Annotated in this window: 21 protein-coding genes; 12 read left to right on the forward strand and 9 right to left on the reverse strand. The window is 62.3% G+C overall.

Annotated features, from left to right (window positions below; genetic code table 11):
- Positions 1–50: 50 nt before the first annotated feature.
- A complete protein-coding gene (locus MOQ67_RS04670) occupies positions 51–1247 on the forward strand; it encodes an MFS transporter (protein ID WP_104903978.1) in 1197 nt (398 codons plus the stop codon).
- A gap of 51 nt (positions 1248–1298) precedes the next feature.
- Here MOQ67_RS04670 and MOQ67_RS04675 read toward each other — a convergent pair whose 3' ends face one another.
- Positions 1299–1850, reverse strand: a complete 552-nt coding sequence (locus MOQ67_RS04675; RefSeq protein WP_026139726.1) for an RNA polymerase sigma factor — start codon at positions 1848–1850, stop codon at positions 1299–1301.
- Between the two features lie 263 nt (positions 1851–2113).
- Here MOQ67_RS04675 and MOQ67_RS04680 point away from each other — a divergent pair, with 263 nt between their 5' ends.
- The 11 genes from MOQ67_RS04680 to sctU are packed head-to-tail and all read left to right on the forward strand — an operon-like array spanning position 2114 to position 12247.
- On the forward strand, positions 2114–3172 hold the full coding sequence (locus MOQ67_RS04680; RefSeq protein WP_102618060.1) for a TyeA family type III secretion system gatekeeper subunit: 1059 nt from the start codon (positions 2114–2116) through the stop codon (positions 3170–3172).
- Positions 3169–5262 (forward strand): type III secretion system export apparatus subunit SctV, encoded by a 2094-nt coding sequence (gene sctV, locus MOQ67_RS04685; protein ID WP_017844429.1) that lies wholly within the window; start codon positions 3169–3171, stop codon positions 5260–5262. The genes MOQ67_RS04680 and sctV overlap by 4 nt, the downstream gene beginning before the upstream one ends.
- 37 nt (positions 5263–5299) lie before the next feature.
- Positions 5300–6202, forward strand: coding sequence for an FHA domain-containing protein (locus tag MOQ67_RS04690; protein ID WP_198717100.1), 903 nt, complete (start codon positions 5300–5302; stop codon positions 6200–6202).
- Positions 6199–7557 carry a FliI/YscN family ATPase gene (locus MOQ67_RS04695; protein ID WP_017844427.1) on the forward strand — a complete coding sequence of 453 codons (1359 nt, stop codon included), beginning with the start codon at positions 6199–6201 and terminating at the stop codon, positions 7555–7557. The genes MOQ67_RS04690 and MOQ67_RS04695 overlap by 4 nt, the downstream gene beginning before the upstream one ends.
- The gene (gene sctO, locus MOQ67_RS04700; protein WP_046384777.1) at positions 7544–7972 is read left to right on the forward strand and encodes a type III secretion system stalk subunit SctO; all 429 of its coding nucleotides are present in this window, start codon (positions 7544–7546) and stop codon (positions 7970–7972) included. Before MOQ67_RS04695 ends, sctO begins: the two co-directional genes overlap by 14 nt.
- Positions 7969–8424 (forward strand): type III secretion system HrpP C-terminal domain-containing protein, encoded by a 456-nt coding sequence (locus MOQ67_RS04705; protein ID WP_046384776.1) that lies wholly within the window; start codon positions 7969–7971, stop codon positions 8422–8424. Before sctO ends, MOQ67_RS04705 begins: the two co-directional genes overlap by 4 nt.
- Positions 8421–9434: a FliM/FliN family flagellar motor switch protein gene (locus tag MOQ67_RS04710; protein WP_046488026.1), complete on the forward strand. Its 1014-nt coding sequence runs from the start codon at positions 8421–8423 to the stop codon at positions 9432–9434. The genes MOQ67_RS04705 and MOQ67_RS04710 overlap by 4 nt, the downstream gene beginning before the upstream one ends.
- Entirely contained in the window at positions 9431–10084 is a 654-nt protein-coding gene (sctR, locus tag MOQ67_RS04715) for a type III secretion system export apparatus subunit SctR (protein WP_046384774.1), read from the forward strand. Before MOQ67_RS04710 ends, sctR begins: the two co-directional genes overlap by 4 nt.
- Before the next feature lie 7 nt (positions 10085–10091).
- Positions 10092–10355, forward strand: coding sequence for a type III secretion system export apparatus subunit SctS (sctS, locus tag MOQ67_RS04720; RefSeq protein WP_017844422.1), 264 nt, complete (start codon positions 10092–10094; stop codon positions 10353–10355).
- A gap of 9 nt (positions 10356–10364) precedes the next feature.
- Entirely contained in the window at positions 10365–11153 is a 789-nt protein-coding gene (gene sctT / locus MOQ67_RS04725; protein WP_017844421.1) for a type III secretion system export apparatus subunit SctT, read from the forward strand.
- Entirely contained in the window at positions 11150–12247 is a 1098-nt protein-coding gene (sctU, locus tag MOQ67_RS04730; RefSeq protein ID WP_017844420.1) for a type III secretion system export apparatus subunit SctU, read from the forward strand. The genes sctT and sctU overlap by 4 nt, the downstream gene beginning before the upstream one ends.
- Here the strand turns inward: sctU and MOQ67_RS04735 are convergent, their stop codons facing one another.
- The 8 genes from MOQ67_RS04735 to sctJ all read right to left on the reverse strand — a co-directional run bounded on the left by MOQ67_RS04735 (position 12248) and on the right by sctJ (position 17626).
- A complete protein-coding gene (locus MOQ67_RS04735) occupies positions 12248–12619 on the reverse strand; it encodes a transcriptional regulator (RefSeq protein ID WP_198717099.1) in 372 nt (123 codons plus the stop codon).
- The gene (gene hrpT, locus MOQ67_RS04740) at positions 12616–12819 is read right to left on the reverse strand and encodes an HrpT family type III secretion system protein (protein WP_177031543.1); all 204 of its coding nucleotides are present in this window, start codon (positions 12817–12819) and stop codon (positions 12616–12618) included. The genes MOQ67_RS04735 and hrpT overlap by 4 nt, the downstream gene beginning before the upstream one ends.
- The gene (sctC, locus tag MOQ67_RS04745) at positions 12816–14957 is read right to left on the reverse strand and encodes a type III secretion system outer membrane ring subunit SctC (protein WP_126587238.1); all 2142 of its coding nucleotides are present in this window, start codon (positions 14955–14957) and stop codon (positions 12816–12818) included. The genes hrpT and sctC overlap by 4 nt, the downstream gene beginning before the upstream one ends.
- Before the next feature lie 14 nt (positions 14958–14971).
- On the reverse strand, positions 14972–15364 hold the full coding sequence (locus tag MOQ67_RS04750) for a hypothetical protein (RefSeq protein ID WP_046488034.1): 393 nt from the start codon (positions 15362–15364) through the stop codon (positions 14972–14974).
- 1 nt (position 15365) lies between these two features.
- A complete protein-coding gene (locus tag MOQ67_RS04755) occupies positions 15366–15584 on the reverse strand; it encodes a hypothetical protein (protein WP_026139725.1) in 219 nt (72 codons plus the stop codon).
- Positions 15585–15670: 86 nt separating this feature from the next.
- Entirely contained in the window at positions 15671–16267 is a 597-nt protein-coding gene (gene sctL, locus MOQ67_RS04760; protein ID WP_017844414.1) for a type III secretion system stator protein SctL, read from the reverse strand.
- A gap of 2 nt (positions 16268–16269) precedes the next feature.
- Complete coding sequence (locus MOQ67_RS04765; protein WP_126588917.1) at positions 16270–16827, reverse strand: type III secretion protein; 558 nt, start codon at positions 16825–16827, stop codon at positions 16270–16272.
- Entirely contained in the window at positions 16820–17626 is an 807-nt protein-coding gene (gene sctJ, locus MOQ67_RS04770; RefSeq protein ID WP_448675820.1) for a type III secretion system inner membrane ring lipoprotein SctJ, read from the reverse strand. The genes MOQ67_RS04765 and sctJ overlap by 8 nt, the downstream gene beginning before the upstream one ends.

The following is a 17626-nucleotide window of genomic DNA, read 5'->3' on the forward strand; positions in this document are numbered from 1 at the left end:
ACATTGTCGCACCTGCACCTGTGCATTCCCCCGCTGTACGGAACCCTCTTATGGCTCTTAGCAATTCCCCCGCCGCCGGGCAGACCAGCCCGCTGGTCATGCGGATCATCGGCGCGGTGGCGCTGGCGCATTTGATCAATGACTTGATCCAGTCGGTGCTGCCCTCGATCTACCCGATGCTCAAGGCCAGCTATGGCCTGACGTTCACCCAGGTCGGGTTGATTACCCTGACGTTCCAGCTCACCGCGTCGCTGTTGCAGCCGTGGGTGGGTTTTTACACCGACCGGCATCCCCAGCCGTTTCTGTTGCCGTGCGGGATGGTCTGCACCCTGGTGGGGATTGTGATGATGTCCCAGGTCGGCAGCTTCCCGCTGATTTTGCTGGCGGCGGCGTTGATCGGGATCGGTTCGTCGACTTTTCACCCCGAGGCGTCCCGCGTGGCGCGGCTGGCGTCGGGCGGGCGCTATGGCCTGGCGCAGTCGACGTTCCAGGTCGGCGGCAACGCGGGCTCGGCGTTCGGCCCGTTGTTGGCGGCGGCGATCATCATTCCGTTCGGCCAGGGCAATGTGGCCTGGTTCGGCCTGTTCGCGGTTTTTGCGTTGGTGCTGCTGTATGCGATCAGCCGCTGGTATCGCACGCACTTGAACCTGTTCAAGCTCAAGGCCGGTCAGGCGGCGACGCATGGCTTGTCGAAACGGCGCGTGATGGCGGCGCTGGTGGTGCTCGGGCTGCTGGTGTTTTCCAAGTATTTCTACATGGCGAGCATCACCAGTTACTTCACGTTTTACCTGATCGAGAAGTTCGACCTGTCGGTGGCCAGTTCGCAGTTGCACCTGTTTCTGTTCCTCGGCGCGGTGGCGGCGGGCACGTTCTTTGGCGGGCCGATTGGCGACCGCATCGGGCGCAAGGCGGTGATCTGGTTTTCGATCCTCGGCGCGGCGCCGTTCACGTTGTTGATGCCCCATGTGGACCTGTTCTGGACCAGCGTGCTCAGCGTGATCATCGGCTTTGTACTGGCCTCGGCGTTCTCGGCGATTGTGGTGTACGCGCAGGAGTTGGTGCCGGGCAATGTGGGGATGATCGCCGGGGTGTTCTTCGGGCTGATGTTCGGGTTTGGCGGGATCGGGGCGGCGCTGCTGGGGCACCTGGCGGACAGTCACGGCATCGAGTACGTGTACCGCTTATGCGCGTTCTTGCCGTTGTTCGGGCTGCTGGCGATCTTGCTGCCGCGCACGAAAAAGGTCTGATACGGTTGGGCAGATATCCCTCTCGCCCAACGGTTGCCAGCTAGGGCTGGACTACGGTTGCAACGGGTTGCGGGTGGCGCGCTTGAGGTGTTCGCGGGCCCGGGACAGGCGTGAACGCACGGTGCCGATGGGGATGTCCAGGGCGTCGGCGGTGTCCTGATAGCTGCCATCGGTTTCCAGCGAGGCGTACAGGGTTTTGCGCATCTCGGTGGGCAGGTCCTTGATGGCGACCAGGGTTTTTTCCAGGCGGCGGTTGACCTCGAACTCCCAATCCAGGTTCTGGCTGTCTTCCTGGCCGTGCCACAGCGCTTCATCGAATTCGCAATGCACCGGTTTGGCGTACATGCGCCGGAAGTGGTTGCGGATCAGGTTCTGCGCAATGCCGCACATCCAGGTGCTAAGGGTTGCCTGGCCGCTGAAACGCTCCCTGCTGCGCCAGGCCTCCAGGTACGTCAACTGCAGAATATCGTCCGCATCTTCCGGGTTGAGTACGCGCTTGTGGATGAAGCGCCGGAGTTTTTTTTGCTGGTCGTCCGTCAGGTGGAGCATGAATTGAGGCGAGTCGCCAACAAAGTGAGCTAAAGCACCAATAGGGATATCCATGATTTTTTCCTCAGGGTGGGCGCGATCGAAATGGTTTCGATGGGAACCCCTTTAGCACCGGCTGTGCCAAACAGAAAAAAATCGCAACGTGTTGATTTATATAAATAAATATTTTTTGTTCAGAGGGTTTTGTGCGGTTTCTTGCAAAAGCCCAGGCGGGTTTGTGCCGGTAATTTCAAAACACCGCAGAGGGGAAATTTGTTGGAACCGTAAAGCCAGCGTTTGCCACATAGGGACACAATCTCTTTGTCCTGGCCTGCCCCATGAAAGTCGAATCGATCAACGATGTGCAACCGCTCCAACGCGTGGACCCACCCCGCGTCAGCCCTGAAAAAACAGCGGCCGTGGCGACGGGTTTCGATGAGGTTGCGCAGGTTTTCAATCAGGAAGTCGCGCTCAACAATCAAGCGTTGAACCGGCGCTCGATGGGCCTGGCGGTGCCTGCCGTCGAGCAGCTCGTGCGGCTCTATGATCAGCTTGGCCATCCGGCCCAGGAGACCATCGCGTCCATGGCGCGCCGGGTGCGTTCGCAACTGGCGCACAACGTCAGCGCGGACAAGTGGCTGGCGCTGACCGGCGGCGACCCGGCGCGGGCGTTCGTGGTGCTCAAGTATGTGGCCGCGCAAGCCGAAGCCCGCGCCGCCGACGTGGCCTTGGCGCAAGAGGCGATCGATCGGTTGCAGGTGCGCTACAGGGGCGAGATCCAGGCCGGCCTGAACATTGCCGCCGTGCTGGAGCAGGCCGCCGGCGACCCACAAGAGCGCCAGGCCGTGCGTGGGCTGTATTACGCCAGTGTGGTCACGCGCCAATCCCTGACCTCGATGATGCAATCGTTGTTGGGGCTGTTCGGCGGGGACCGCTTCGCAGACGGCCTCAACGTGATGCGCCGGGCCCTGGCCGATGACATCGCCGCCCACTCGCCTTCGGTGCCCACGGCGCAGTTGCGCACGCTGCTGTTGGGGTTGCAAAGCTGCGCTCAGTTGGGCGGGGCGTTAGCCAATTGCCAGGCATTGCTGCAGCGCCTGAGCACCGATCAGGACTCGGTGAGTCTGTTGCAGCGCCTGTTGGGGTATACCGCCACGGGTGTCGATTCGGGCGAGGTATTGCGCCTGGCCGAAGACCTCGGTGGCGAGCTGGCGAGCGGCCAACTGGTGTCCCTCAACGCCCTGTACCCGGTGATCCAGCGCCTGCCGCAGACCTTGTGGCGTGACAGCCGGGGGCGCCAGGAGGCGCTGCACAAATTCTTGTTGGTGATGGACGAGTTCGCGCGCGTGGAGCGGGGCAGCCCCCGCATTGCCGGCGAGTCAAGGGGGAACGCATGACGGTGCTGGCGACCATCAACGCTGCGTTGCTCAAGGTGGCGCGGCGTGCCGAAGTCTTGGGCGCGGTGGTGGTCATGGCCATTGTGTTCATCTTCATCGTGCCGTTGCCGACCTGGCTGGTGGATATTCTGATCGCGCTGAATATCTGTATTTCCTGCCTGTTGATCGTGCTGGCGCTGTACCTGCCCGGGCCGTTGGCGTTCTCTTCCTTTCCCTCGATTCTGCTGTTGACCACCATGTTTCGCCTGGCGCTGTCGATTGCCACCACGCGCTTGATCCTGTTGGAGCAGGACGCGGGCGATATCGTGGAAGCGTTCGGCAACTTTGTGGTGGGCGGCAACCTGGCGGTGGGGCTGGTGATTTTCATGATCCTCACGCTCGTCAACTTCCTGGTGATTACCAAGGGCTCGGAACGGGTGGCCGAAGTGGCGGCGCGCTTCAGCCTCGACGCGATGCCGGGCAAGCAGATGTCCATCGACAGCGATCTGCGCGCCGGCTTGATCGACGGCGGCCAGGCCCGCGACAAGCGTGAGCAACTGGGCCGCGAGAGCCAGTTGTTCGGCGCAATGGACGGCGCCATGAAGTTCGTCAAGGGCGATGCGATTGCCGGGCTGGTCATCGTGGTGATCAACCTGTTGGGCGGGTTTTCCACCGGCATGTTCCAGCACGGCATGAGCGCCGGCGATTCGATGGCGCTGTATTCGGTGCTGACCATCGGGGACGGCCTGATTGCGCAGATCCCTGCGCTGCTGATCTCCCTGACCGCCGGCATGATCATCACCCGTGCGGCGCCGGATGGGCGCAAGGGTGCCAATAACATGGGCGCGGAAATTGCCCGGCAGATGACCAGCGAGCCCAAGAGCTGGATGATCGCGTCGGTGGGCATGCTGGCTTTCGCCGCCTTGCCTGGCATGCCGACCGTGGTGTTCATCCTCATTTCGCTGATGACCGGCGCCCTCGGTTACTACCTGATGCGCCAACGCCAACGCGAGGAACAGCCCGAAGCCGAAGCCACCGAGGCGGTGCGCCCCGAGGACAACGGCGACGAGGATTTGCGTGGGTTCGACCCGTCGCGGCCCTACCTGTTGCAGTTCTCCCCGGTTCTGCAAGGCTCGCCCGAGGTCACGGAACTGATCCACGGGATCCGCCAGGCGCGTAACGCGATGGTGGCCCATATCGGTCTGACGCTGCCGCCGTTCGAGGTCGAACTCGATGCCTCGCTGGCCGACGATGAGATGCGTTTTTGCGTTCACGAAGTGCCGATGATCAAGGCGTCGGTGGTCACGCTCGTCGCGGTGGAGCGCAAGGCGCTGGCGTCCGAGCCGGCCCACGCGGTGCCGGGGTTGCCCGAGCGCGACGAGCAGGACTGGCTCTGGCTGCCGCCCGACGATCCGCTGCTGGATGACCCGCAGTTGGAACGCTTCAGCGCCACCAGCCTGATCATCGACCGCATGAAGCAGGCCATGATGCTCAGCGGCCCTCAGTTTCTCGGGATTCAGGAGAGCAAGGCGATCCTCGGCTGGCTTGAGCACAACCAGCCGGAGCTGGTGCAGGAGCTGCAGCGGATCATGCCGCTGTCGCGCTTCTCGGCGGTGCTGCAGCGCCTCGCGGGCGAAGGCGTGCCGTTGCGTGCCGTGCGCCTGATCGTCGAGTCGCTGATCGAGTACGGCCAGCATGAACGTGAGCCGGACGCCTTGGCGGACTATGCGCGCATCGCCCTTAAATCGCAGATTTTCCACCAGTACAGCGAGGCGGACGGTCTGCATGCCTGGCTGTTGTCGCCGCAGACCGAAAACGTGCTGCGCGAGGCACTGCGCCAGACCCAGACCGGGGTGTTCTTCGCCCTCGATAACGACAGCAGCGCTTCGCTGATCAACCTGCTTAACCAAGCGTTTGCCGTGCGGCCCAAAAGCAAGCGCGTGATGTTGGTCGCCCAGGATCTGCGCAGTCCCTTGCGGACCTTGCTGTTGGAAGAGTTCAGCCATGTGCCGGTGCTGTCGTTTGCTGAGCTGGGAAGTGCATCGAAGGTCAAGGTGCTGGGGCGCTTTGACCTGGGCCAGGACGAACTGATGCGAGGAGCGGCAGCATGAGTGCAACGTACATACCCACGCCAGGGAGGGCTTGCTGATGTTTGAACTGCGCGTGTTGGAGGGGTTGAATCAGGGCGCTGCGCTGCCGTTGTTTGGCGAGCAGTGGAGCCTGGGTTGTCACACGGACGCCGACCTGCTGCTGACCGACGCCGGTGTGGTCGAGCATCATGCGCGGCTGCGGTTGATCGACGGGTTCTGGTCGGTGCAGGCGGAAGCCGGGCTGTTGCAAAGCAGCACCGGGCAGGCGCTGGCACAGATCGCCGACCTGGCGCTCAATACGCCTTTTTCGCTGGGCAGCATTCGCCTGTGCGTCGCCTTGGCCGACCAGCCTTGGCCCCGGGCGGCGGTCGCGCAGGTCACGCCAGCCGCCGAGCCGCGCCAGGAGGCGCCGCCCGCGCTGGTGCTGTCGTCCATCCCGCCGTTTCAGCAGAAGCGCCTGATCAGCCTGCTGCTGGTGTGTGCGGTGATTATCGTGGCGGTCGGCATGGCGTCCACCGGCGAGCATGAGGCCCAGGCGTCGTTGATGCCCGTCGAGCCGCAAAAGCCCAACCTCGGTTCACCGCTCGAGGTGCGTCAGCAGTTGCTCAAGATGCTCGGCGAGCGCGAGCTGGACCATCGCGTCGGCTTGCAGGTGATCAATGGGCAGATCGCCCTCAATGGCGATGTGTCCCAGGAAGAGGTCGAACTCGTGGCGCGCATGCTCAGCCGCTTTGCTGAACAGTTCGATACCGCCGTGCCGGTGATCAGTCGTGTGCGGGTACGTGACAACATCCTGCCGTTCAAGATCTTGCAGATCGTCGGCGGGCCGAGCGGTCATGTGGTGTTGGAACACGGCGACCGTTTGTTCGTCGGCGATGAAGTGGATGGCCTGCGGCTGGTGCTGATCGACAACAGCAAGGTGGTGTTCGACGGCGCGCAACGCTATGAGGTGCGCTGGTGAGCGGCACGGTGCAGGAGCGTCTCGACGCGTGGCAATTGATTCAGTCCCAGGGCCTGGCCCGTTTCGCGCCGGTGTCGATGCGTGGGCGTATCCAGCGTGTCAACGGCATGCTGTTGCAGTGCCGGCTGCCCCAGGCGCGTATCGGTGATCTGTGCCAGGTCGAAAAAAAGCCTGGCGATTACATGTTGGCCGAAATCATCGGGTTCGATCAGCAGGATGCGGTGCTCAGTGCCCTGGGCAATCTGGAGGGGGTGCGCGTCGGCGCCGCGGTGGAGCGCCTGGGGGTGCCGCACCGGGTGCGGGTCAGCGACGAGCTGTTGGGCCAGGTGCTGGATGGTTTTGGTCGGCCGATTGCCGGCGAGGGCCCCAGTGCGTTCGTCGAGGCGGATACGCCCGACGCGACCACGGTGTTGTGCGAGGCGCCATTGCCCACGGAGCGCCCGCGCATCAGTCGCGCGTTGGCCACCGGCGTGCGCTCGATCGATGGCTTGATGACGTTGGGCGAGGGCCAGCGCGTCGGGCTGTTCGCCGGCGCGGGTTGCGGCAAAACCACGTTGTTGGCCGAGATCGCCCGTAACGTGGAATGCGATGTGATTGTGTTCGGCCTGATCGGTGAACGGGGCCGCGAATTGCGCGAGTTCCTCGATCACGAACTGGATGACCAGTTGCGTGCCAAGGCCGTGCTGGTGTGCGCCACGTCCGACCGCTCCAGCATGGAGCGCGCGCGTGCCGCGTTCACGGCGACGGCGCTGGCCGAAGGTTTCCGGCGCAAGGGCAAGCGGGTGTTGTTGCTGATCGACTCGTTGACCCGTTTCGCCAGGGCCCAGCGTGAAATCGGCCTGGCCGCCGGCGAACCGTTGGGCCGCGGTGGTTTGCCGCCGTCGGTGTACAGCTTGTTGCCGCGCTTGGTGGAGCGCGCCGGGTTGACGCGCGAAGGCGTGATCACCGCGATCTACACCGTGCTGATCGAGCAGGACTCGATGAGCGATCCGGTGGCCGATGAAGTTCGCTCGCTGCTCGACGGCCATATCGTGCTGTCTCGCAAGCTGGCCGAGCGGGGCCACTACCCGGCCGTGGATGTGCTGGCCAGCCTTTCGCGAATTTTGAGCAACGTTGCCGAGCCTGGGCACATCCAGTCGGGCACGGCGTTGCGCCGCCTGTTGTCGGCTTACCAGCAGATCGAGTTGATGCTCAAGTTGGGCGAGTACCAGCCCGGCAACGATGCGCTGACCGATCTGGCCGTGGACAGCCGCCAGGCGGTGGATGACTTCCTGCGCCAGGACCTGCGTGAACCCTCGCCCATCGCCTCGACCCTGGATCACCTGATGGAGCTGACTGCCTATGTCCCTTTCTGAAGTATTGCCGAGTGACATCGACACCTTGCGGCGCTTGCGTCGATACCGCGCAGACCGCGCCGAGCGGGCGCTGCGCGAGGCCAAGCGGGCGCATCAAACGCTGGTGGTGCATATCCAGCAGGCCCAGGAGACGCTGGAGCAAACGCGCCAGGAAGAGGCCCGGCAATGCGCGCAACTGTTGAATGAACACCAGGGCCAGGTGGTGACCTTCAAGGCACTGAAAACCTGGAGCGCCAAGGAGCAGCACTTGTCGGCCGGCACCCGCCGCGAAGAAAGCCAGTTGAAGACCCTGCAAGGGCAACGCGAAGAGCAGGCGGTGCAGGTCGGCAGTGCGCAAAAGCACGTGACCTTGTGTCTGCGTCAGGTGGAAAAAATCCAAGAACTCTCCCATTTACTCGCGCAGGAACCGCTATGAACCACGTTTCAGTCAACCCGTCTGAGCGCCAGTACCCGCTTGAGTTCTGGGGCGACCGTGTGCCGGCAATCGACGCGCTGGCGCCTTGGGAGCAACGGCTGTTTGCCCAGTTGTTGAATGATGACAGCGACGACGCGAGCCAATGGCAGTTCCTGGCCGGAATCAAGGCTTCGGGGGAAACCGCCAGGGTCGATGCGTTGAGCGAGCAATTGGTTTCGCGGATGGACGGCGTGTCGCAGTGGCCGCTGACGGCGGTCTTGTATTTGCCGCACCTGGGGCGGATCGACAGCAGCATCGGCCGAGAGCAGGGCGCCTGGAGGGTCGAGTTGCGCGCCGAGCGAGAGGGCACGACGCGCTGGCTCAGCGGGGTACGGCAACAGTTCGAGCAAAGGCTCGCCGCGAGCCTGGCACGGCCGGTCAGCGTGCATTTGGCACATACGGCGCTGGCATGATGATGCCCTCCCTGGCGTTACCCACGGTCAAGGGCGATGTGGCGGCGGCGCGGCGACGGTTGGGGCGCGGATTGCGCATGTCGTACCAGGTTGGCGAGCTGCGCGGAGAGTTGCGGCTGGAGCCCGGGGCGGCCCCCATGGGCGTCCAGCCGCTCTGTTTCGAAACAGCCTGCGGCGTATTGGGGTTCAGTGAGCCGGGGCCGCAATTCAGCTTGCTGGGCGAATGCCCGGTGACGTTGGCGCAGGCGGGCAACGATCCGGACTCCTGGTTCTGGGCCCTGTTTCAACATCATTTGAGTGCCCAGGTGCGGGCGCTGTTGGGGCATCTGCGGCTATTGCCCTCTGCCCGGCCGTTGAACTTCGGTTGCCGGTTGTGCGTGACGCTCGGCGCTTCCCACGTGGTGGGCTATCTGTGGCTGTCGACCGAGAGCTTTCTGGCGTTGTGCGAGGCCGGGCCGTGGCGCCGCATGGCCAGCCCGATGCCGACGCGTTTTCAGTTGGCGCTGCCCGTGACGATCGGGCGCCTGCGCGTGCCCCTCAGCCAATTGCGCGGCCTGCGCGCCGGCGATGTGCTGATGTTCGAGCAGGTGTATTTCCAAGCCCATGGCAACGGCCATGTGCAGGTCGGCAGGCAGCGCCTGTGCGTGTTTATTGATGATGAATCCGGGCCTGTCTGCCTGACCCTTACTTCGATCGAGGAAGCGCCTTTGGAAGAGGATTTCGCAACACCGCCCTATGCAGGGCATGAAGACGACACGCCGGTGGTGGATGTCTTCGGGCATGAACCGTTCGACGAACTGAGCATGGCGCTCAATGTGCGATGCGGCACGCTCAACCTGACCCTCGGCGAGCTGCGCAACCTGGCGCCCGGCGCGGTGCTGGGCATTTCCGGGTATGCGCCGGGCATGGCCGGGTTGTATTACGGCGACCGCCCGCTGGGCGTGGGGCAATTGGTGGAGGTGGACGGTCGCCTGGGGTTGCAGATGTCTCGTGTGATTTTTTCCCGATGAGTTTTCAAGGCGTAGACCCGATTGTCCTGGCCGTGTTCGTGGGTGCCTTGTCGTTGATGCCCATGCTGTTGATCGTCTGCACCGCGTTCTTGAAGATCGTGATTGTGCTGATGATCACCCGCAACGCGATCGGTGTGCAGCAGGTGCCGCCCAGCATGGCCATCAACGGCATCGCATTGGCGGCGACGCTGTTCATCATGGCGCCGGTGGGCTATGAGATCGCGGAGGTCGTCAAGGTATCGCCCCTGGACTTGAGCAACGTGAGCACGCTGCAACAGACCGGGCTTGAGGCGGTGCAGCCGTTGCGGACGTTCATGGTGCGCAACAGTGACCCGGACATCCTCACCCACCTGCTGGAAAACACCGCGCGCATGTGGCCGCCGGCCATGGCGCAGGAGGTCCAGCGCGAAGATCTGATCCTGCTGATCCCGGCGTATGTGTTGTCGCAGTTGCAGGCGGGGTTCGAGATCGGCTTCTTGATCTACATCCCCTTTATCGTGATCGACCTGATTGTCTCCAACCTGCTGCTGGCGCTGGGGATGCAAATGGTTTCGCCCATGACCATCTCCCTGCCGCTCAAATTACTGCTGTTTGTGATGGTGTCCGGCTGGTCGCGGCTGCTGGACAGCCTGTTCCTTTCCTATCTCTGAGCTGCCTATGGAACCGATCGTACTGTTCAAACAGGGCATGCTGCTGGTGGTGGTGCTGACGGCGCCGCCGCTGATTGTCGCGGTGATCGTGGGCGTCCTGACGTCACTGATCCAGGCGCTGATGCAGATACAAGACCAGACGCTGCCTTTCGGCGTCAAGCTGGTCGCCGTTGGCGTCACGTTGGTGGTGACCGGGCGTTGGATTGGCCTGGAGTTGGTCCAGTTGATCAACCTGACGTTCGACATGATCGCCCGTTCGGCCTTGAATTGAGGCGTGCCCATGCTGCTCTATCTTGATTTACTGCCAAGCCTGCTGATTGGCATGGCACGCATCTACCCCTGCGCTTTTCTGGTCGCGGCGTTCTGTTTCCAGCACATTCGCGGCATGCCCAGGCACGCCGTGGTGATGGTCATGGCGTTGATGCCCGCGCCGGGTATTCATGCGGCGCTGATGGGGCAGGAACTCTCCGCGATGATGTTGGGCGCACTGGTGCTCAAAGAGGCGATCCTGGGCGTTTTGCTGGGGGTGTTGCTGTCGATGCCGTTCTGGATGTTCGAGTCGGTCGGGGCGCTGTTGGACAACCAGCGCGGGGCTTTGGCCGGCGGTCAGCTCAACCCGTCGCTGGGCCCCGACGCCACGCCGATCGGGCATTTGTTCAAGCAACTGGCGATTTTTTTATTGATGGCCAGCCTGGGCCTGGGCGCACTGACCCAGGTGATCTGGGACAGCTACCTGATCTGGCCGCCGACCGTGTGGTTTCCGTTGCCGGCGGCCAATGGCCTCAGTGTGTTTGTCGAGTTGGTCGGCGACACCTTCACTCACATGATGCTGTACGCCGCGCCCTTTATCGCCGTACTGCTGTTGCTCGAGTTCGGCGTGGCACTGTTGGGGATCTACAGCCCGCAACTGCAGGTGAGTACGCTGGCCCCGCCGATCAAATGCCTGGCCGGCATCGGTATTCTGCTGCTGTATTTCGCCCTGCTGCAGGACTTGATCGTCGGGCGCATGGCGCTGCTGAGTGACCTCAAGCATTCCCTGGGCCTGCTGTTCAAGGGGCCTTTTACATGAGTGACTCAGGGGAAAAGAAACACCCCGCCAGTGCCAAGAAACTGCGTGACCAGCGCAAGAAAGGCCAAGTCGCGCAGAGCCAGGACGTGGGTAAGTTGCTGGTACTGACGGCCTTGAGCGAGATCGCCTTGTTCACGGCCGACACCAGCATGCAGCGCTTCCAGCAGATGATCGCACTGCCGCTGGCGCGCATAGGGCAACCCTTTGCGCGCGCCCTGGAAGAAGTGCTGACGGAGGCGCTGGTGTTGTTTTTCTCCTTCGGCCTGCTGATGGTCGGGGTCGCGATCGGGGTGAAGCTGATCAGCAGTTGGATGCAGTTCGGCTTGCTGTTCGCCCCCGAATCCCTGAAGTTGGACTTCAACCGGTTGAACCCGCTCACCCAGCTCAAGCAGATGTTCTCCGCCCAATCCCTCATGAACTTGTTGATGGGCATCGGCAAGTCATTGCTCCTGGGCTTGATACTGTACGTGGTGATTGGCCCGTCGCTGGGCGCCCTGATCAACCTTGCCAACAGCGATCTGCAAAGCTACATCCTCGCGCTGATCACACTCTTCCGGCACTTGTTGCATGCGTGTCTGGGGGTGCTGCTGGTGCTGGCGCTTATTGACCTGACGTTGCAGAAGTACTTTTTTGCCAAGCGCATGCGTATGACTCAGGTCGAGGTGGTCAAAGAGTACAAAGACATGGAGGGCGATCCCCACGTCAAGGGCCAGCGGCGCTCGTTGGCTTATCAGTTGGCCCAGGAAGAACCCAAGGTCAAGCTGCCCAAGCTGGAGGAGTCGGACATGCTGGTGGTCAACCCGACGCACTTTGCCGTCGCGTTGTATTACCGCCCCGGCCAAACGCCGCTGCCAAAATTGGTGGCCAAGGGCACGGACGCGAATGCGCGTAAGCTGATTGATCGAGCCAAGGCGGCGGATGTCCCGGTGATTCAATGCGTATGGTTGGCCCGCACGCTGTACGAGGCAAAACTGGGGGCGGGCATTCCGCGTGAAACCTTGCACGCGGTGGCGTTGATCTACCGTACCTTGCGCGACCTCGACGATGAGGCCAAGCGTGAAACCCTCGAGTTGCCGGAGCTGGAGCAGCGCTGATCAGCGGTTGGCAAAACCATCCAAGGCGTCGAGGTCGGCCAGCGACAGCATTCGGCTGAGGACTTGATCCACGGCCTGAAGCTCGGCGGGCAGGGCGTGCCAGATCACCAGTGCGCCCTGGGCATCGAGGTAGATATAGCAGCCATCAAATACCACTGCCTGATCGAAGCGGCGCTCCAGCACGCGTTGCAGTTGCCCGGCTTGCAAGGCCGCCTGGCTGATGTGCAATGCCAACCCCGGGCGGGCGTTGGCGTGCCGTGTGTGCAGGGCGATGCCCAGGCACAACGGCAGGTGAGCGGCATCGCCGCTCACCAGGCTATCGAAGAATGCCTGCCGATGCCGCTCATCGTCCGGCACCCTCCCGACGTTCATCGTTCCAGCGACACCGTTTGATAGTCCGAACGCTCCCCGGCCGGGCCGGGTTCGACGCGCATGTGCGGCGGCCACCAGATCACCAATTTATTGCTGGTCGATTGTGGGCGTGAGCAGGAGTCCCCTTTGCAGGTCGGGGTGCAACCGCTGATGAACAACGCGGCAATCATCAGGGTGGCGCACAACAGTCTTGGCTTCATGGCGTGGTCTTCCGGGTTGGCGTGAGCAGGGACGGGCGCGGCACACTCAGGTGTTCATCCTTCACCACCGGGCGCATGGCGATGAACACTTCGGCTTCTTCGCCCGGCTTGAGCCAGGCGCGTGGCCAGACGGTGACCGCCAGGGTCTCGGAGTTGCTGCATTCCTTTTCATCGATGCGGACATTGCGCTTGTACTGATTGCGCAGCACCACCACGGCCACGTTGAACTGCGGGCCGGCATACCACTGGCTGCGCTCGGTATTGAGCGCCAATAGCTCGCGAGGGGTACACAACGTATTCAGCGCCAGCGGCATCGGTGCGGCCTTGAAGGCTTTGGGCACTTGCCCGCTGACCAGATGCGCCAGGATGCTGGTGATGTCGCTGCGGTTGATCACCGGCTGATGTGGGGCCAAGCGCCGTGCCAGGGGTTTGAGGGCGGCCTGCAACTCGCTCTGGTCGGCCTGCGGCAAGTAACGTGATGGGTCGGACTGATCGCCGATCACGCGCGGGGTGAGAATGAACAAACGTTCGCGCCGGTTGTTCTGGCGTTCCGTCGAAGAGAACAGCGCTTTGCCCAGCAACGGAATGTCCCCCAGCAAGGGGATCTTGTTTTGCTTGTCCGCGCTGTTCGTTACATGGAAACCGCCCACCACCAGGGAGCGTTTTTCCGCCATGACGGCCTGGGTGCTGACCTTGCCTCGACGCACATCGGGGCCGATGCGTTCGGGGTTGGACTCGTCGAAGTTACCGTCTTCGATATCCACCGCCAGGTGGATCTGATGGCCACCGCGGCTGGTGATGACGCGAGGCACGACCTGGAAACTGGTGCCGACGGTGATCGGCAGGATGGTCGCGTTCTCGTTGCCGGCCGTCAGGTACTGGGTGCGGTTGAAGTCGATCACCGCCGGTTGGTTTTCCAGGGTGAGCACCGATGGGTTGGAGACCATGGTTGCCAGCCCGCGCGCTTCCAGGGCGCGCACGTCGGCGTAAAAACGGTCGCGGTTTTCGATCGACAATTGTGATGAGGTGCCGGGCGCCATGTTGACCGCGCCGCGGAAGCGACTGTTTTGAAAGCCCCAGTTGACGCCGAACTCACGTAATTGGGTGCGTTCGATGTCGAGGATGATGGCGTCGATTTCCACCAGTTTGCGCGCCACGTCGAGCTGACTGATCAGCTCGCGGTACATCCCCTGACGCTCCGGCAGGTCATAGATCAGAATCGCGTTGTTGCGCACATCGGCCTCGACGCGGATTCGGCTGGGGTTGACCGGCGCCCGCGACGTCAGCGCTATGCCGGCGTCCACCGGCCCGGTTGGCGCGGGTGTGCCGAGCATCTGCCCCAGCAGCGGGTTGCTCAGGCGCGGGAACGCCGGCGTCAGGGGCGCGGGCTGGGACTGCGCGGGGGAGCGCTGAGTCATGCCGGCGAGCATCGCGGGATTGCGTGGGTCGAGCAGCCCGCGCAGCATGGTAGCCACGCCGGGGATGGTGATTCTTTCGTTGCGGTATTCCATTTGGCGGTCCGCGGCGTTGGCGAACTTGAGCGGATAGCTCAACACGCTCTGCTTTTCGTCCGGTGAACGGCGCTGGCTGCTGAACTGCTTGATCTGTTCGATATAGCGCCGGGGGCCGGAGACCAGGACGACACCGTCCTCCGGCAATTCGCCCCAGCCGAAACGACTGTCGAGCAGGCCGATATCGGTCAGCGCCTGCTTGAGGTCGGCAATGGTTTCGGACGACACCTCCAGGCGTGCGGACTCTTGCTGATCGAGGGTGCTGATGTGCAGGGTGTTGTTGTAGAGATACCACTGGAAGCGGTGTTCAACGCCCAGCCTGTCGAGCAGCGACTGCGGGGTATTGGCGCGTATCTTGCCGTTGACGTTGCCCTCCAGCAGGCCCTCGATCTGGAGTTGAGTGCCGAAGGTCTGGGCAAAATCTTCCAGGACTTCACGTAACGGCTTGTGCTGGGCTTCATAGGCGTATGCCGTGTTCTTCCATTCGGCGGGGATGGCGGCGAGGGCGCCTGGCGCCGGGGCCAGCAAGCAGGTCAGGGCGATCAGGCACCGCCAATCGGCGCGTCCGGATGAAGTTTCGGGCGGGTCAATGCGCAAGCTGTCGCGCTTGTGGATCTTGTTATGCATAGAAGCTTCTCTGATTAGTACAGCAACGAACGTAGGGAGGTGGGGTTGCGTCGAGGCGCCGGTCTGTGGAGGCGCGCGACGGTGGCGCGCCAGGTATCGCGTTGGTTGAGCAGGGACTCGAGGCAGAGCTGCAGCTGCTGTTCGTCGTGCTTGTCATGCAGGCAATGCATCAGCCAGAGCGCGCCACTGGCCGGCGCCTGGGCGAGAGCGCCTGGAAAGTGTTCCAGGCTGACCTCGCCCAGGCGCAGCCAGCTCAGCAGCAATGATTTGTCCGGGCGAAGTGGCGTCAACTGGACACTGAGCAACAGGCTGTTCGAACAATGACGCAGGATAATTTCGTCATTGTTTTCGAATAACCTCAATTCTCCGGAGCCGCGTTTCAAACACTCGGCCAGCAGCGCGTTCAAGTTACTGACCGCTATCCAGGCCTGACTTCAGGAGCATATGTTTGACGCGGGCATGCTCATTGAAGACGTATTCGGAAGTTCGATGCTTGGCGACAAGATCGAAAAAAAAGGCAAGGTCTTCTTCAGACCCTGAATTGGTTTCTGCGGCGAGGTTGAGGTCACGTTTAACCTCCCTTGCGTCGTTTAAAAGCCGATTGCTGTAACCGTCGTAATAGTTCATGGATTCACTCCGTTGGGATGTTCTCCTTTTTGGTTTGTATTTCGAATTGGTTCCATGTGCGGCAATTTTTATTTCATGAAGTGTGTTTAAAACCCGTTGTCTGAAGGGCTGTCATCGGGCTTCATGAAAATATTGATCAAGGACGTCCAGTCAATCCGGAAGTCCCCTTCTTCGGTGGTCAATATGAGCGATTGGAGTTTGATCGTATCGTCGGCGCGCAGTGTCCAGTGCGTGCTGCCGCGGTTGGTCAGGCATGCCCGCACCGCCTCCAATTCGAGCGGGTGGCAAACCAGTGTTGCCTTCACCGCTGGCACATGGCTCGCCAGTAATTGCTTGATCAGGGCGGCCATGCGTTGGGGGGCGGGGGTGTCTTCTAGCAGCAGGTGAATGGCCTGGTTGGCGATCGAGGTGGCGTATTGTTCAAGGCTGTCGCACAGGGCCTGACGCTCGATTTCCCAGCGTTTGAGTTGTGCATTGGCACGTTGCCATACTTCAACGCTGACTTTTTCGAGCAGCGCTTCACGTTGGGCGTGTGCCGTCTTCAGCAACTGCCTGGCCTCGGCTTTTGCCTGGTCCACCACATTGCTGGCCTGGGTATAGCTCGCCAGTGTTTCGCAAGAGATCAGGCTCCCCGGCAAGGGCGGCGCGCCCCCGGGCGAGCTGATTTTATATCGGCATAACATCGTTAATCTCCGTGCCCCTCTGAGGCGGCAGCGCTACTGTTCCTGTTCATCGCGCCAATGCGCCACGCCACCGCATGCCAAAGGGTATCGAGGCGGCTATGGGAGTCGCCGAGCGACAGGGCTTTTTCGTCCAGATCCAAAATGCGCCGGCGCGCAAAGCGCAACCGGATGCGCTGCCAGGTGGCCGGCGTGACCCAGGCGCGGAGCAATTGCAGCGGGTCATTATCGGGTTGCACCATATCCAGAGGCAGGGCCTTGGCCAGCCTGTTGCACCACTGCCGATGGTTGTCATCGAGTGCGGTGGCATAGGCGGGACGGCAGATGCCGTCAATCAGGGCGAGCCCCAGGTCGAGTTGATCCGCCGGGGCGAGTGCCAGTTGCAGGAGTGCGGGGTCGGGCATTGGCGGCAGGCAAGGGGCAACGCCATAAGGCGTGCCCGTGACGACCTGCCGGCTGCGGTGCAGCTCATTCAGCGCGGCGTGTTGAACGGGGGCTTTCCAGTCTTCGTGGGCACACAACCAGGGCGCGGACCACCATTGGGCCCATGAGAGATTACTCATTGCGGGCCTGGACAGGTGCATCCGGGGATGGGCCGTCTGACAGCGCGTCTGCGGCTCTTTGTGTGCGTTTATGCCAGAACATGCCCGCCGCGATCATCAGCGCCAGGGCGATCAGCCCGAATGTCACACTGGCCCGCCAAAAACCGATGTCATCTCCCGGAACCAGGAACGGCCCGAAGTAAGCCAACCGTTGCTGCTCTAAGTAAGCGGTTGCCGGCACGAAGACGACCGTCAGTTTTTGCGGGTTTTCCACCGCGGCGGTCATCCCCGGAATACTGCTTGCAACCATCCTGCGCACCCGGGCCCTGATATTGTCGGGGTCGAGTCGCGGGTCATGCTTGATGAACACCGAGGCGGAGGCGGGTTGTACCGGTTCCCCCGGAGCGACGCGCTCGGGCAGCACCACGTGTACGCGAGCCACGATGACGCCATCAATGTTCGACAGCGTGGTCTCCAGCTCCTGGGACAGGGCATAGATGTAGCGTGCTCGTTCTTCAAGCGGGGTGGAAATAACCCCCTCTTTGCGAAAGGTGTCGTCCAGCGTCGCGCGCGCGACCCGCGGGAGGCCGGCAGCCTCCAGCGTTCGCACAGCGCGGCCGATATCGGTTGAGTTGACCACCACCACAACGCCATCTTTCGCGGGAACCTTGGTGGCGCGGATATGTTTGTCCGCCAGTTCCGCAACGACCTCATTGGCCTCTTGTTCGGTTAACTGACGATGAAGTTCGACACGGTCACTGCAGGCATTGAGCAAGAATGAGAGCGACAGGATTACTAGGATAAGCCGCGGGCGAGTCAT

Source organism: Pseudomonas sp. LY-1, from assembly GCF_053502595.1.

Bases quoted from the DNA above. Each gene is read 5' to 3' on its own strand.
- MOQ67_RS04670 (WP_104903978.1), top strand. From the start codon at position 51: ATGGCTCTTAGCAATTCCCCCGCCGCCGGGCAGACCAGCCCGCTGGTC.
- MOQ67_RS04675 (WP_026139726.1), bottom strand. From the start codon at position 1,850: ATGGATATCCCTATTGGTGCTTTAGCTCACTTTGTTGGCGACTCGCCT.
- MOQ67_RS04680 (WP_102618060.1), top strand. From the start codon at position 2,114: ATGAAAGTCGAATCGATCAACGATGTGCAACCGCTCCAACGCGTGGAC.
- sctV (WP_017844429.1), top strand. From the start codon at position 3,169: ATGACGGTGCTGGCGACCATCAACGCTGCGTTGCTCAAGGTGGCGCGG.
- MOQ67_RS04690 (WP_198717100.1), top strand. From the start codon at position 5,300: ATGTTTGAACTGCGCGTGTTGGAGGGGTTGAATCAGGGCGCTGCGCTG.
- sctO (WP_046384777.1), top strand. From the start codon at position 7,544: ATGTCCCTTTCTGAAGTATTGCCGAGTGACATCGACACCTTGCGGCGC.
- MOQ67_RS04705 (WP_046384776.1), top strand. From the start codon at position 7,969: ATGAACCACGTTTCAGTCAACCCGTCTGAGCGCCAGTACCCGCTTGAG.
- MOQ67_RS04710 (WP_046488026.1), top strand. From the start codon at position 8,421: ATGATGATGCCCTCCCTGGCGTTACCCACGGTCAAGGGCGATGTGGCG.
- sctR (WP_046384774.1), top strand. From the start codon at position 9,431: ATGAGTTTTCAAGGCGTAGACCCGATTGTCCTGGCCGTGTTCGTGGGT.
- sctS (WP_017844422.1), top strand. From the start codon at position 10,092: ATGGAACCGATCGTACTGTTCAAACAGGGCATGCTGCTGGTGGTGGTG.
- sctT (WP_017844421.1), top strand. From the start codon at position 10,365: ATGCTGCTCTATCTTGATTTACTGCCAAGCCTGCTGATTGGCATGGCA.
- sctU (WP_017844420.1), top strand. From the start codon at position 11,150: ATGAGTGACTCAGGGGAAAAGAAACACCCCGCCAGTGCCAAGAAACTG.
- MOQ67_RS04735 (WP_198717099.1), bottom strand. From the start codon at position 12,619: ATGAACGTCGGGAGGGTGCCGGACGATGAGCGGCATCGGCAGGCATTC.
- hrpT (WP_177031543.1), bottom strand. From the start codon at position 12,819: ATGAAGCCAAGACTGTTGTGCGCCACCCTGATGATTGCCGCGTTGTTC.
- sctC (WP_126587238.1), bottom strand. From the start codon at position 14,957: ATGCATAACAAGATCCACAAGCGCGACAGCTTGCGCATTGACCCGCCC.
- MOQ67_RS04755 (WP_026139725.1), bottom strand. From the start codon at position 15,584: ATGAACTATTACGACGGTTACAGCAATCGGCTTTTAAACGACGCAAGG.
- sctL (WP_017844414.1), bottom strand. From the start codon at position 16,267: ATGTTATGCCGATATAAAATCAGCTCGCCCGGGGGCGCGCCGCCCTTG.
- MOQ67_RS04765 (WP_126588917.1), bottom strand. From the start codon at position 16,827: ATGAGTAATCTCTCATGGGCCCAATGGTGGTCCGCGCCCTGGTTGTGT.
- sctJ (WP_448675820.1), bottom strand. From the start codon at position 17,626: ATGACTCGCCCGCGGCTTATCCTAGTAATCCTGTCGCTCTCATTCTTG.